The organism is Thermodesulfobacterium hydrogeniphilum (assembly GCF_000746255.1).
GTDB lineage: Bacteria > Desulfobacterota > Thermodesulfobacteria > Thermodesulfobacteriales > Thermodesulfobacteriaceae > Thermodesulfobacterium > Thermodesulfobacterium hydrogeniphilum.
Genome location: NZ_JQKW01000007.1, coordinates 140,928 through 154,387, shown reverse-complemented (window position 1 = coordinate 154,387; position 13,460 = coordinate 140,928). Strand labels below are relative to the sequence as shown.

The 13,460-nt window shown below is 29.9% G+C and carries 12 protein-coding genes; 4 read left to right on the top strand and 8 right to left on the bottom strand.

The window, feature by feature from the left end:
• Positions 1-16 precede the first annotated feature (16 nt).
• The 3 genes from pdxA to grpE are packed head-to-tail and all read right to left on the bottom strand — an operon-like array spanning position 17 to position 3,583.
• A complete protein-coding gene (gene pdxA / locus CC87_RS03120; RefSeq protein ID WP_038056040.1) occupies positions 17-964 on the bottom strand; it encodes a 4-hydroxythreonine-4-phosphate dehydrogenase PdxA in 948 nt (315 codons plus the stop codon).
• 59 nt (positions 965-1,023) lie between these two features.
• Positions 1,024-2,940, bottom strand: a complete 1,917-nt coding sequence (gene dnaK, locus CC87_RS03115) for a molecular chaperone DnaK (RefSeq protein WP_038056038.1) — start codon at positions 2,938-2,940, stop codon at positions 1,024-1,026.
• A gap of 31 nt (positions 2,941-2,971) precedes the next feature.
• On the bottom strand, positions 2,972-3,583 hold the full coding sequence (gene grpE, locus CC87_RS03110) for a nucleotide exchange factor GrpE (RefSeq protein ID WP_038056036.1): 612 nt from the start codon (positions 3,581-3,583) through the stop codon (positions 2,972-2,974).
• Positions 3,584-3,688: 105 nt separating this feature from the next.
• Between grpE and nadC the strand changes: the two genes are divergently transcribed.
• On the top strand, positions 3,689-4,534 hold the full coding sequence (gene nadC / locus CC87_RS03105) for a carboxylating nicotinate-nucleotide diphosphorylase (protein WP_038056034.1): 846 nt from the start codon (positions 3,689-3,691) through the stop codon (positions 4,532-4,534).
• A 28-nt stretch (positions 4,535-4,562) separates the two neighbouring features.
• Here nadC and CC87_RS03100 read toward each other — a convergent pair whose 3' ends face one another.
• Complete coding sequence (locus CC87_RS03100; protein WP_038056033.1) at positions 4,563-5,516, bottom strand: manganese-dependent inorganic pyrophosphatase; 954 nt, start codon at positions 5,514-5,516, stop codon at positions 4,563-4,565.
• A gap of 186 nt (positions 5,517-5,702) precedes the next feature.
• On the opposite strand from CC87_RS03100, the gene CC87_RS03095 reads away from it, so the two are divergent.
• Genes CC87_RS03095 through CC87_RS03085 form a run of 3 tightly spaced genes read left to right on the top strand, consistent with a single transcriptional unit; the run spans position 5,703 to position 7,851 of the window.
• Positions 5,703-6,215, top strand: coding sequence for a PilZ domain-containing protein (locus CC87_RS03095; RefSeq protein WP_038056032.1), 513 nt, complete (start codon positions 5,703-5,705; stop codon positions 6,213-6,215).
• On the top strand, positions 6,215-7,072 hold the full coding sequence (gene motA, locus CC87_RS03090) for a flagellar motor stator protein MotA (protein WP_038056031.1): 858 nt from the start codon (positions 6,215-6,217) through the stop codon (positions 7,070-7,072). The genes CC87_RS03095 and motA overlap by 1 nt, the downstream gene beginning before the upstream one ends.
• Positions 7,072-7,851 carry an OmpA family protein gene (locus CC87_RS03085; protein ID WP_051920486.1) on the top strand — a complete coding sequence of 260 codons (780 nt, stop codon included), beginning with the start codon at positions 7,072-7,074 and terminating at the stop codon, positions 7,849-7,851. Before motA ends, CC87_RS03085 begins: the two co-directional genes overlap by 1 nt.
• On the opposite strand, the gene der is transcribed toward CC87_RS03085, so the two are convergent.
• Genes der through CC87_RS03065 form a run of 4 tightly spaced genes read right to left on the bottom strand, consistent with a single transcriptional unit; the run spans position 7,848 to position 13,343 of the window.
• Positions 7,848-9,167 carry a ribosome biogenesis GTPase Der gene (der, locus tag CC87_RS03080; RefSeq protein ID WP_038056029.1) on the bottom strand — a complete coding sequence of 440 codons (1,320 nt, stop codon included), beginning with the start codon at positions 9,165-9,167 and terminating at the stop codon, positions 7,848-7,850. The two genes, CC87_RS03085 and der, sit on opposite strands and share 4 nt — an antisense overlap.
• Positions 9,155-10,732 (bottom strand): ASKHA domain-containing protein, encoded by a 1,578-nt coding sequence (locus CC87_RS03075; protein ID WP_084222175.1) that lies wholly within the window; start codon positions 10,730-10,732, stop codon positions 9,155-9,157. Before CC87_RS03075 ends, der begins: the two co-directional genes overlap by 13 nt.
• Entirely contained in the window at positions 10,702-11,136 is a 435-nt protein-coding gene (locus CC87_RS03070) for an archease (protein WP_038056025.1), read from the bottom strand. Before CC87_RS03070 ends, CC87_RS03075 begins: the two co-directional genes overlap by 31 nt.
• A 23-nt stretch (positions 11,137-11,159) precedes the next feature.
• On the bottom strand, positions 11,160-13,343 hold the full coding sequence (locus tag CC87_RS03065; RefSeq protein ID WP_169740255.1) for a ComEC/Rec2 family competence protein: 2,184 nt from the start codon (positions 13,341-13,343) through the stop codon (positions 11,160-11,162).
• Between the last annotated feature and the right edge of the window lie 117 nt (positions 13,344-13,460).

Here is a 13,460-nt window from a genome sequence, read left to right as displayed (position 1 = left end):
GAAAAAATCAAGCTAATTAATTATGGAGCAACTTATAAGCTAATTTTAGAGCTGAAACAAAACTTGTGGGATTGGCTATACCCTTACCAGCTATATCATAAGCTGTGCCATGGCAAGGAGATGTTCTTATAATAGGAAGTCCCAAGGTTATATTAACTCCATCTTCAAAATGAATGAGTTTGAAAGGAATTAAACCTTGATCATGATAAAGAGCTATTACTAAGTCGTATCTACCTTTATAAGCCCAATAAAACAAACTATCAGAAGGAAAGGGACCATAAATAGGGATTTTTTCTTTTTTACATTTATCCACAGCTTCTTTTATAATCATTTGCTCTTCATCTCCTAAAAGTCCTGCTTCTCCTGCATGAGGATTTAAACCACAAAGAGCTATTTTAGCATCCTTTTTATCTAATTTATTTAAAAATTCATAGGAAAGTTTAGCTACTTTAAATATTCTTTCAGAATTTATACTCTCAGGAACTTCTTTTAAGGGTATATGAGTGGTTACTAAGGATACTATCATTTTATCTCCATAAAAAGCCATAACATACTCATCTACACCTAATTCTTTTGCTAACCAATCTGTATGACCTGCGTAAGGAATTCCAGCTTTAATCAAACCTTCCTTCGTGATAGGACCTGTGACAATAGCCTGAATTTCTCCCTTTTTAGCAAGATCTATAGCTGTTTTAACATATTGAGCCATGGCTTTAGAAGTCTCTATAGTGGGTTTTCCAGGATCCACTTCAAGCTCAGAAATAGATAAAATTTCAACTTTTGGAATTTCTAAATTTAATCTTTGAGCAGTTTTAGAAAGAACCTTTTTGTCTCCAATAATTAAAATTTGTTCTAAAAGGTGAGGTTGTTCTTTAAAATAGTTTAGAGATTTTATTATAATTTCAGGACCTATCCCTGCAGGACATCCCATTGAAATGGCTAATTTAAATTTTTTAGAATTCAAATTAGTGTCTCCTTAATAAAGATAAAAAAGCGGAGGAGGGAAAGCCTCCTCTAAATGATTTATTTCATCTCTTCAAAATCTGCATCTATTACATCATCTCCGCCTTTTTTCTTAGAGGTGTCTTCAGAACTGGTTGTTTCTCCTGCAGAAGTAGATTGAGAAGTCTTTTCTCTGTAAAGCATTTCAGCCAATTTATAAGATGCTTGTGTTAATTCATCGCTTGCTTTACGAATAGCATTAATATCTTCTCCTTCCATTACCTTTCTTAATTCTGTTATTTTTTCTTCTACTTCTTTTTTCAAACTTTCAGGAACTTTATCTCCAAGTTCTCTTAAACTCTTCTCTACAGAATAAATCAAGCTATCTGCCTGGTTACGAGCTTCTGCAAGTTCTTTCTTTCTTCTATCTTCTTCAGCATATTGTTCAGCTTCTTTAATAATTTTCTGAATTTCCTCTTCACTCAATCCAGAAGATGGTCTTACTACAATAGACTGTTCTTTACCAGTTCCAAGATCCTTAGCAGTAACATGTAAAATACCATCAGCATCTATATCAAAAGTAACTTCAATTTGAGGAACTCCTCTTGGAGCAGGAGGAATTCCTACAAGATCAAACCTGGCAATACTTTTATTATCCTTAGCAAGTGGTCTTTCACCTTGCAATACATGGATAGTTACTGCAGTTTGATTATCCGCAGCAGTAGTAAAAATCTGACTTTTTCTTGTAGGAATAGTAGTCCCTCTTGGAATTATCACAGTAAATACTCCTCCCAATGTTTCAATTCCAAGAGAAAGAGGTGTTACATCTAATAACAGCACATCTTTAACTTCTCCTTTTAATACTCCAGCCTGAATAGCAGCACCCATAGCAACGACTTCATCTGGATTAACACCTTTAACAGGCTCTTTACCAAAAATTTCTTTCACTTTCTGTTGAACCTTAGGCATACGAGTCATTCCACCTACTAAAATAACCTCACTTATGTCCTTGGGAGTAATTCCAGCGTCCTTCATAGCAATTCTACAAGGTTCTTCCAATTTCTCTATAAGATCTTCTACCAGGCTTTCAAGTTTTGCACGGGTAAGCTTCATTACCAAATGTTTAGGTCCAGAGGCATCAGCAGTTATAAAAGGTAAATTTATTTCTGTTTCTAAAGTGCTTGATAATTCTATTTTGGCCTTTTCAGCAGCTTCTTTTAATCTTTGAAGTGCCATTTTATCTTGCCTTAAATCTATACCATGTTCTTTCTTAAACTCCTCAGCTATATAATCTACTATTCTCATATCAAAATCTTCTCCACCAAGAAAGGTATCTCCGGAAGTAGCTTTAACTTCAAAAACACCCTCTCCAATCTCTAAAATTGAAATATCAAAAGTTCCTCCTCCAAGATCAAAAACAGCTACCAATCCTTCTTTTTTCTTTTCAAGTCCATAAGCTAAACATGCAGCTGTAGGCTCATTAATAATTCTTATTACATTAAGTCCTGCTATTCTACCAGCATCCTTAGTGGCCTGTCTTTGGGTATCATCAAAATAAGCTGGAACAGTAATAACTACATCTTTCACCTCTTGACCAAGATATTCCTCCACATCCTGCTTAATTTTCCTCAAAACCATAGCTGAAATTTCTGGAGGGCTATATCTTTTTCCTCTAACCTCTACATGAGCATCTCCATTGGGAGCTTCTACAATTTTATAAGGGACTCTTTTTTTCCATTCCTGAACTACTGAGTCATTAAATTTCCTTCCCATTAATCTTTTAATACCAAAAATAGTATTCTCAGCATTTATAATAGCTTGTCTTTTAGCAGGAAGACCTACTAAAATTTCACCACTCTCTTGAAAAGCAACTACAGAAGGAGTGGTACGAGTTCCTTCGCGATTAGGAATAACCTTAGCTTCTCCTCCCTCAAAAATTGCCACACAGGAATTAGTTGTTCCAAGGTCAATCCCTACAATAGGTGTTTTTTCAGCCATTTCTCTATCCCTCCTTTATTAATTTTTTAAATTATTTGTTTTCAACTATATTTTCTTTATTTTCTTTATTTTCTTTATTTTCAGCTTCAGAAACTTCTTCTTTTTTACCCATACAAACAGAAACCAAAGCAGGTCTAATAACTCTATCATGTAATTTGTATCCTTTTTGATAAACCTTGGTTATCCCTCCATTAGGTATTTCAGGATGCATCTCTGTGGATAAAGCTTCATGAAAATGAGGATGAAAGGGTTCTCCTATAGCAGGTTCAAATTGAGATAAACCAAATTTTTCCAAAGCTTGTATGATAGATTTCAAAGTAAGTTCTACTCCTTCTTTTAAAGCTTCTATATTCTTGGATTGAGAAAAAGCTTCTAAAGCACGTTCCAAATTATCTATGGAAGGAAGCAATTCCTTAAATACTGTTTCTAATGCAAATTTATAATATTCTTCTTTTTCTCTTTTAAAAGACTTTTTTAAATTTTCAATCTCTGCAGCATATCTTAAAGCCATTTCTTTCCAATATTTTATCTCTTCTTCTTGTTTAAGCTGTTCATTCAAGGATTCTTTAGATTCTTTTTCTTCCTGTATTTCCTGTTTTTCTTTAATTTCCTGTTCTTCTTTTTCCTTTAAAACTTCCTCCATTTATTATCCCTCCTACAAAAACTTTCTTCTTTACTTTTAAGCATTTCAAGTTATGATTAAAAATAAGACTTATATTAAAATTTTCCAGAGGTAAAAAAGAAAAAAATGTTAGAAAAATGGCAAATAAGAAAGCTTATAGAAGCTGCTTTTTATGAAGATATTCCTTTTTGTGACATAACCAGTGAATTCCTAATATCTGACAATGCAGTAGGCAGAGCTTATTTTTTAGCTAAAAAAGATTTAATAGTTTGTGGTAAACCTGTAGTAGAGGAAGTTTTTAATTTTATAGATCCTGAAATAAAAATTGATTGGCAGGTAAAAGAAGGAGAAGAAGTAAAAGCTTATACTAAGTTAGGTTTTGTAGAAGGCTTGATTAAAAGTATTTTAAAAGCAGAAAGAATTGCTTTGAATTTTTTTCAACATCTTTCAGGTATAGCTACTTATACAAGAGTAATTGTAAAAAAAATAGAACCCTATCATACCACTCTTCTTGATACCAGAAAAACTTTACCAGGTTGGAAAATGCTTCAAAAATATGCTGTAAAAGTAGGAGGAGGGCAAAATCACAGATTCTCTCTTTCAGATGGTATCTTAATAAAAGACAATCATATTAAAGCTCTTGGTGGGATTAAAGAAGTTCTTAACAGATTAAAAAAACTTCCTCATTATCTTAAAGTTGAAATAGAAGTTAAATCCTTAGAAGAATTAGAAATTATTTTAAAATCTAAAGCCCCAATAGATATAGTTCTTCTTGATAATTTCTCCTTAGAGGATATTAAAAAAGCTATATCTCTTATTAAGAAATACAAATCGAATATAAAAACCGAGGTTTCAGGAGGAATAACCTTAGAGAATGTGGAAAATTATGCTAAATTAGGAATAGACTATATTTCTTCTGGAGCTTTAACTCATTCTGTAAAAGCTGTAGATATTAGTTTAAAATTAGAATAAATAAGGGGGTAATACCCCCCTTGTTTATTTAAAGATTAGCAAAAGTCTTTTCAAGAGGTGGAACAACCTGTTTCTTTCTACTCATTACACCAGGTAACCATACACTTTTACCTTCTAATTTTTTACCAAAAGTAATTTCTACAATTTTAGGTTCATCAGTAACTACCATCAATTCTGTGCCTTCTTTCATAATATCAGTAAGCATTAAAACTATAGTATGATAACCGCTTTCTTGTTTAATCTTTGCTAATTCATTGTAAATTTCTTCCATTCTATTTTCTACAGCTTTTAGATCAATTAACTCAACCTGACCTACTCCTACTTTTTTACCACTCATATTATAATCTTTAAAATCTCTCATAATAATATCCTTAGCAGACATACCAGATACATCAGAAAGCTTGGATTTTACTTCTACTCCAAAATTCACAATGTCATCAATACCAGCAATCTTAGCAAGTTCTTCTGCTGCCTCTTTATCCATATCAGTAGTAGTAGCAGATTTAAATACAACTGTATCACTTAAAATTGCAGCTAAAAGTAATCCAGCCATATCTTTAGGAATAGCAACTCCTGTTTTATCAAAAAGGAATTTCAAAACAGTAGCAGTACAACCTACAGGAAAGTTTACAAACAAAATAGGATTAGGAGTTGTAACATCCCCGATTTTATGATGGTCAACCACTGCTATTATTTCAGCTTTATCAATATTATCAAGGCTCTGAACTTTATCAGAGTGGTCAACCAAAGCTACTTTTTTCCCTTCTCCATCAGTCATTATTTCAGGTACAGAAATACCAAACTTTTCCAATACAAACTTAGACTCTGCATTGGGTTCTCCTTGTATAACAGGAACTGCTTCTTCATCAACCTTCATAATTTTACAACCAGCCTTTTTCCATTCATTTAAAAGATAAGCAAAGACTATAGCAGAACATACAGAATCAGTATCCGGTTTCTTGTGCCCCACTACATAAATCATGCTATCACCTCCTAAATTTTTTTTAAATTTAAATAAACTATTATACTTATTTTTTTCTCTTGTCAACCTCTAAAATTAACTATATAATTTTAAAAAGAATGAAAAAACTTAAAATTATAAAACTAAAAAGTTTTAATTAAAGATTTTTTTTATATTTCCGATTTTATTTTAAAATTGAGGTAAATAATGGAAAGAGAGGCAGTTAGAATAGATGTAGTTATACCTTTAGAAGTTCAAAAAATTTCAGCTAAGGAGATTAAAAATAAAATAGCTCGTATAGTAGGAGATGTTCCTCTATTCTCTTACATTCCTTTAAAAGATACCATGGATGAAGCTTTAAATTCCTGGCTTAAACTAATAAATGCTAAATTGGATTATTTAATAAATCTTTTTACAAGAGAAAAAGAAGGCTTTAATGCGTTACCTTATCAAAAAGTTAATATTAGTGAAAAAGGAATAAGATTTCCTTTTAATGAACCACTTAAACCCGGAGAATATGTTGAAATTAAAGTTGTTTTAGATGTATATCAACCCCTAGGTTTTTATCTCTATGGAGAGGTAGTGCGATATGAAAAAAAAGACAATAAATATGAAGTAGCTGTAAAATTCATCAATATGCCTAAGGATATTCAAGAGAAATTAAGCTTTTTTATTCTTCTTAAAGAAAGAGAACTAATTAGAGAAATGAGGTCTAAATAATGCCCTCTATAGTTGGTTTTATAATTGTTATAGTCTGCGTGTTTGGAGGATATGCTTTAGAACATGGTAACTTTTCTGTTATTATTCAACCTATTGAATTTTTGATTATTTTTGGAGCAGCAGGAGGTGCTTTGGTTGCAGCTTCAACTTCAGAAGCTTTAAAAGGGGTTGTTCAAGGATCTATCAAAGCTCTTACCAAACCGCATATTTATGGAAAACAAGATTTTGTAGATCTGCTCCTTCTATTGAATGATATATTTAGAAAAATTAAAAAAGAAGGACTTATCTCTATAGAACAGGATATTGAAAATCCTGAATCCAGTAAAATATTCTCTGCTTATCCTAATATTATCAATAATCACTTAGCACTGGATTTCATTAGAAATACTTTTCGTTCTATTCTTACTACGAATATTACACATTTTGAACTGGAATCATTATTAGAAAATGAGATTGAAATAATATATGAAGAATTACTGAGCCCTGTTCACAAAATAGAAAAGATAGCCGATTCTATGCCTGGTTTTGGTTTAGTTGCTGCGGTTTTAGGTATTATTTTAACTATGGGAATGATTGATCAGCCTCCTGAGGTTTTAGGTCATCATTTATCCATAGCTCTTGCAGGAACATTCTTTGGTATATTAACCTGCTACGGATTTATGGTTCCCTTAGTCCAAAAATTAGAATTTTTTTGCGGGCAACAGAAAGAATATTTAAATGTTATTAAAACAGCTATAGTATATTTCATCGGAGGTGGTGCTCCTCAAATAGCAGTAGAATTTGCCAGAAGAATCATCCCTCCTCATATAAGACCAAGTTTTGAAGAACTTGAAAATCTAATGAAAGGTAGGAAATAGTGTCTACTCCTCCTATTATTATTAAAAAAGTTAAAAAAGTTGTAGGTGGACATCATGGAGGTTCTTGGAAAATTGCCTATGCAGATTTTTTAGCTGGAATGATGACCTTTTTTCTTCTTATGTGGTTAATTAGTATGATGTCTCCTAAACAAAAAGCCAGTATTGCAGCTTATTTTAGAAAATTTAACATATTTAAAAAAGCTGGTATCAGTATGCTTATGGAATATTATAGAAAAGGAACTATAACTTCATCTTATACAGGATTATTACCTGAAAAAGAGATGACTATTAAAAAAGAAGCAGAAAAATTAAAAAAGATAGTAGAAACTCGTCTCAAATCTTTAAAAGAAAATGTTCTTATAAAAAGACAAAGAAATACTATAAGGATTGAAATTATAGATTTACTTAATAAACCCATGTTTTTAAGTGGAAGCGCTGAACTTACTCCGGAGGCAAAAAAAATTCTGGATATCTTTGCTCAAGAGCTAAAGGATTTACCTGTTAGTATTTCTGTAGAAGGACATACTGATGCTTTGCCTTCCAAAAGAGGTAAAATCGGAAACTGGGAGCTTTCTACAGCCCGTGCTCTCTCTGCTATGTTAGAACTGGAAAAAAGTGGAGTTCCTGCTAAAAAAATAAAAGAAGTAGTAGGATATGCTGATAACTTTCCTCTTTTTAAAAATCCCAGAGATCCAAGAAATAGAAGAATATCTTTGGTAATTCATTTTAATTTTGAAAATAAGCTTATTTCAAAAACTCAAAATGAAACTGCTCCTTAATCTGAACCCCTTAACCTAAAAATCACTTTTACAGGAACCTTATCAAAACCTAAATTTTTTTGAAATTTATTTTTTATAAATTTTTCTATATTCTTAGGAAGTTCTTCTGGATCTATGTTGGTAAAAACTACAAATGTAGGAGGTTTTATATCTACTTGAGTAGCATAATAAAATTTAACTTTTTTACCCTTTACATTAAAACTATAATTTTCTTTTAAATCTTCCAAAACTTTATTTACTAAAGCTGTATTTACTCTTAAGCTATATTGCTGATAGATTTTATCTACCAATGGTAAAATCTCTTTAATCCTTCTACCAGTTTTAGCAGAGATAGTTAAAATTGGCATCCAAGACATAAATCTAATTCCATATTTAATATTTTCTAATAACAAATTTCCTGCTTCTCTTTTATTGTCAAATAAATCCCATTTATTAATTAAAAAAATGCAAGCTTTACAGTGCTTTTGAACCTGTCTTAATAATCTCTGATCCTGATTAGTAATCCCTTCCTCTGCAGTAACTATAAAAAGAACTACCTCCACTTTTTTTATAGTATCTAAAGCTTTATCAACACTAAATTTTTCAGCTCTTTCATCTATTTTAGTTCTTCTTCTTATACCAGGTGTATCTATTAAAAGATATTTCCTACCATCAGGTAAAGTTAAAAGAACATCCACACAATCTCTGGTAGTTCCAGGAATTTCTGAAACAATCATTCTTTCGTATCCCAAAAGCCTGTTTATTAAAGTGCTCTTCCCTACATTTGGTCTTCCTAAAATAGCGATTTTAACAGGTTCCTCTTCTGGAATTTCTTCTAAAGCATTCTTAGCTAAATTTTTAATTAATTTTTTTAACTGATCTACATTCTTATTATTTTTAGCAGAGATAAAAACAATATCCTCAAATCCTAAGGAATAAAAATCCAAAGCATTATCTTTATCCTTTTTACTTTCAACTTTATTAATTACTAAAATAACCTTTTTACCTTTTTTTCTCAAAAATTCTGCTACATTTATATCCTCAGCTGTTAAGCCTTGTTTAGCATCCACTACAAACAGAATAAGATCCGCATCTTTTAAAGCATCTTCTACAATCTTTATAATAGTTTTATTAAAAAACCCTTCTCCACCCCAATCAATACCACCTGTATCAAGCACATAAACTCCTTTATTTTCTTCCAATTCTAAATAGCCTTCTATCATATCTCTGGTTATTCCAGGAGTTCTTTCTACAATAGCCTTTTTTTCTCCTATTAAGGTGTTAAATAAGGTTGATTTACCTACATTTGGTCTTCCAACAATTACTACTTTAAACATACCTTACCTTCTAATTTTTTTCTTACTTTTGGAAATAATTCCAAATTAACATTTGGAACAAACTGAGCTCCAGTAAATATTTCCATAAATTTAGGTTCTCTATTGAGTTCTATATAAGTTATGTTTCCCAGAATAGATCTTATCTCTTCAAAATCAGCCTTTTTAAGAAATTTTAAGGCCCCTTCTCCTGCTGCATTACCTACTCCTATAGTTTTGCTTAATGCCTCTTCAGGCAACATTCCTAAGGTCACTGCTGAATCCACATCTATTTTATTTCCAAAACTTCCTGCTAAATAAAAAGTATTTATATCCTTAAAAGTAATCCCTATTTTTTCACAGAGTAAAGTTAAAATAGTAAACATAGCACCTTTAGACCTTAAAAAATTTTTAACCTCTCTTTCTTTAATATAAATATAATTCCCCATAGCTGTTTCTTCAGGAAAAGCCACTATAAAAGCTAATTCATCATTTATTTTTTTAAACCTCTCTGGGAAAGATTCTTTTTGGAATTTTCCTTCAAAAGATAAAAGTCCATTAATAAACATCTGTGCTATAAGTTGAATTATGCCTGAACCACAAATTCCAATAGGAGTTTTATTTCCTATGGTTTTATATTCTATTTTTTTAGTTAAAATATCTATTTCAACCCTTTCTATAGCTCCTTCTTTAGCCTGACAACCACACTCTAATATTCCTCCCTCTAAAGCTGGACCAGCTGCACCTGAACAGACTAACAAAAAATCTTTATTTCCTAAAACTACCTCTGCATTTGTTCCTACATCTATAAAAAAATAAAAACCATCCTCTTTTTTATAAATTTCAGAAAAATAAAGACCTGCTATAATATCTCCTCCAAAATAAGTTCCTGCTGAAGGGAAAATAAAAACCTTAGCCAAAAGATGAGCTTCTAAACCAAGCTCCTTAGCTTCTAAAAGATCATACCAATTGGTGCAAGGAACATAAGGCTCTAAAAAGATATAATTTACAGGTAAACCTGTTAAAAAATGACTCATAACTGTATTTCCACAAACAGTAATATAATAAATTTTATCCTTAACAGATCTTAATTCTTTATTAATAGCATCAATAGTTATTCTGTTCACATATTCTAATTTTTCTTTTTTTCTGGCAAAGTGTAACCTTGTAAGAATATCTTCTCCTATTTCAATCTGGGGATTTGTTATAGAGAACTTTTTTAAAACTTCTTTTTTTATAAAATCATAAAAATAAAAAGCTATAGTTGTGCTTCCTAAATCTATAGCTACTCCTAAAATCTCTGAGGGTTTTTCTGAAAATATTTCCAGAATTTCGTATTCTCTTTCTTTTTTCCCTAAAACTACCCAGACTTTGAAATCTTTTTCTCTCAAAACATAAGGAAGTTTTTTTAAAATATAAAGAGGTATCTTTATAGGATCCTTTATATGCTTATTTAAAGCTTTAAGCAAAATTTGAGAATCAAAATTCCATTGACCTAAAATGGGTTTAGGCACATCTAAAAATATTACCTGAATAGCTTCTTTTAAATCTTTGTCTTTTAAACATCCACTACACATTGTGCTATCCATAAATTATTTCCTTTTTTTACCTCTGCCAAAGTAAAAGTAGCTCCTTTTACCTCAACACCATAACCAAATTTTTCAGGATCATAAAAAATTCCTGAAAGTTCTCCTTTTAATACATACTCCCTCTCTTTTTCTTTAATCTCTCCTTTAAATTCTAAAAATAAGACCTTTTCTAAATAAAATAAGGTCAAAACTTTATTAATAAATATAACAAACAACTCATCTAAAAATTCAGATTTCAATTCTATTGAATAGGAAACATCTGGTTTAAGATCTTCCAAGTTTACATCTTCTATAATAAGATTAGAAAGCGCTTTTAAAGCATTGGAAAAAGCCTCTTCTAAGGTTTTTCCATAACCTCTTATACCAATATCTGCTCCATGTTCAAAAATTTCGAATTTTCTCATTTCCTCTCTCCAAAATTTTAAATTTAATCTAATTCTTTATTATAGGTAAATCTTTTGCAAAAATTATCACTTTCTAAATAAACAGGTATAAAAGGAAATAAAACAGAAGCCAAAAAATTTTTTCTTTTTTCTTTTTCAAAACATATTAAAAAATAATCATCTTTTGGAAAAATATAAATAGCTCCTTTTTCAAAAGTTGTGTAATGCTCAAGTTTCATTTTCCTTAACAATTTTAAAAACTCTTTATGAGGATGATATTTTCCTCTTCCAGAAGTTAGAATTACCTCAGGTTTTAGCCAATTTAAAATTCTCTTATCCAGACCCCATTTAGAACCATGGTGAGGAGAAATTAAAATTTCTACTGGTAATATTTCTCCTCTTTTTTTCATTCTGTAAAATCGCTCTTTATCAATATCTCCTGGAAAAAGAACTGTTAATCCTTTATATTCCAAATAAACTACTAAACTCTCTCTATTAAGAATTTTATATGGTCTTTTACCAGGAAAAAGAAAAAACTCACTTTCATTGATTTTAATAGCCTGTGAAGTTTTAATTGTTTCAGGAAAATATAAAGGATTAACCTTTTGCCAGTCTTCACTTTTGAAATCTCCTGAAATTATTCTTTTTACATAAAAATCCTGTGTTAAAATATTTAAGCCTCCGCAATGATCCATATCAGGATGGGAAATAACTATTAAATTCATTGTATCTATGCCTAATTTATTTAAAACTGGCTCTAAATAAATCTTAGTCCAGTTAAACTTATTATATAGATAATTAGGACCTGTATCAATCATAATATAATCTTTTTGATTTTTAATCAAAATAGCATTTGCTCTTCCAACATCAAATATAGTAATATAAAATATTTTTGTATAAAAATAATTCATAAGCGTATAACTAATAGCCATAACAAGTAAAAATATTCCATATCTTTTGTATATATTTTTATAATATTTGCTTAAAATAAAAAGCAAAATTATTCCAAAACACCAGAAAAGTAAAAATATATTAATAGGAACACTTGGTTTATAAATTATTTCAAAAAATGGAATTTTTATATAAAAATTAAATAAAGAGCCTAAAACATTGCTTAGTTTAATAGCAATATTTTCATTTATGAATGATAATAAAGCTATAAAAATAGAGAATGGAATAAAAATAAAACTCCAAAATATTGTAGCTAATAGATTATTTAAAATAATAGCAATTGGAAATTTGCCGTTTATATAAAAAATAAAAGGGGCTATAAAAAAGCTAACAATTAAAGAAATAAAAATTGAGTAAGCAATAAATTTTAAAAATCTATAATATACAATATCACAATTAAACCTATCTTTAAAATAAATATCAAATAATCTGTTTCCTATAATTAAACCTAAGGTTGCTATAAAAGAAAGCTGGAAGGATAAATTTCCAATCAAATAGGGCTGAAATAATAGAATAAAAAAAGCTGTAAGAAATAGTATAATTAAAGACGAAGTAGATCTAAAAATCAATTTGTTTAAAACAAAAAGACTTAAAAAAACAAAAGCTCTCAGAGCTGAAGGACAAAATCCTGAAAAAGCTAAAATAAGAAAAGCTCCTGGCAAAGCTAAGAGATAAGAAATATTTTGTAACGGATAACCAATTCTAATAACTGATGTATATTTAAGAATAAAATAGCTAACACTATAAAATAGACCAAATAAAATAGCTAAGTTAAATCCAGAAATAGCTAATTGATGATAAAGACCTTGATTTTTAAGCTTTTCTAAATATTCCTCAGGCAAATTATATTCTACTCCTAAAACAAGAGCCTGAAAAAGCCCTTTGCTGGTTTTTGATAATTTTTCAGAAAAATTCAATAATTTGTATCTTAAATATTCTAAACTAAATTTGTTTTCAAAATTGCATATAAAATCTTCATCGTTTACCAGAACAAGTTCCTGTTCTATTCCTTTTACCAAAAGTCTTTTATATTTTTCTGTATAAAAAGGGTTTAAATATTCTTTATACTTTTTGAATTTAAAATTAATTAAACATTTTTCTCCAGGAATAAAAAGCTTTTTATCTGTTTTAAAAATAAAGTCTCCTATAGAAGGACTATAGGCTAAAACAAGATAGCCTTTATAATAGGGATCAACTCTTTTAATCTGGGTTAACAACTCTGTTTCCTGTTTTAATTTTGGCTTGTTTTTATCAAACAATTTATTCCAATAAAACAATCCGAAAAAATATGAGGAAATCAAGAAAACAATCCAAATAATGCAAATTTTAGATCTTCTTAAAGCAATAAAAAATATTATTAGAAAATACCAAGGGAATTTATAAAAAGACAAGAA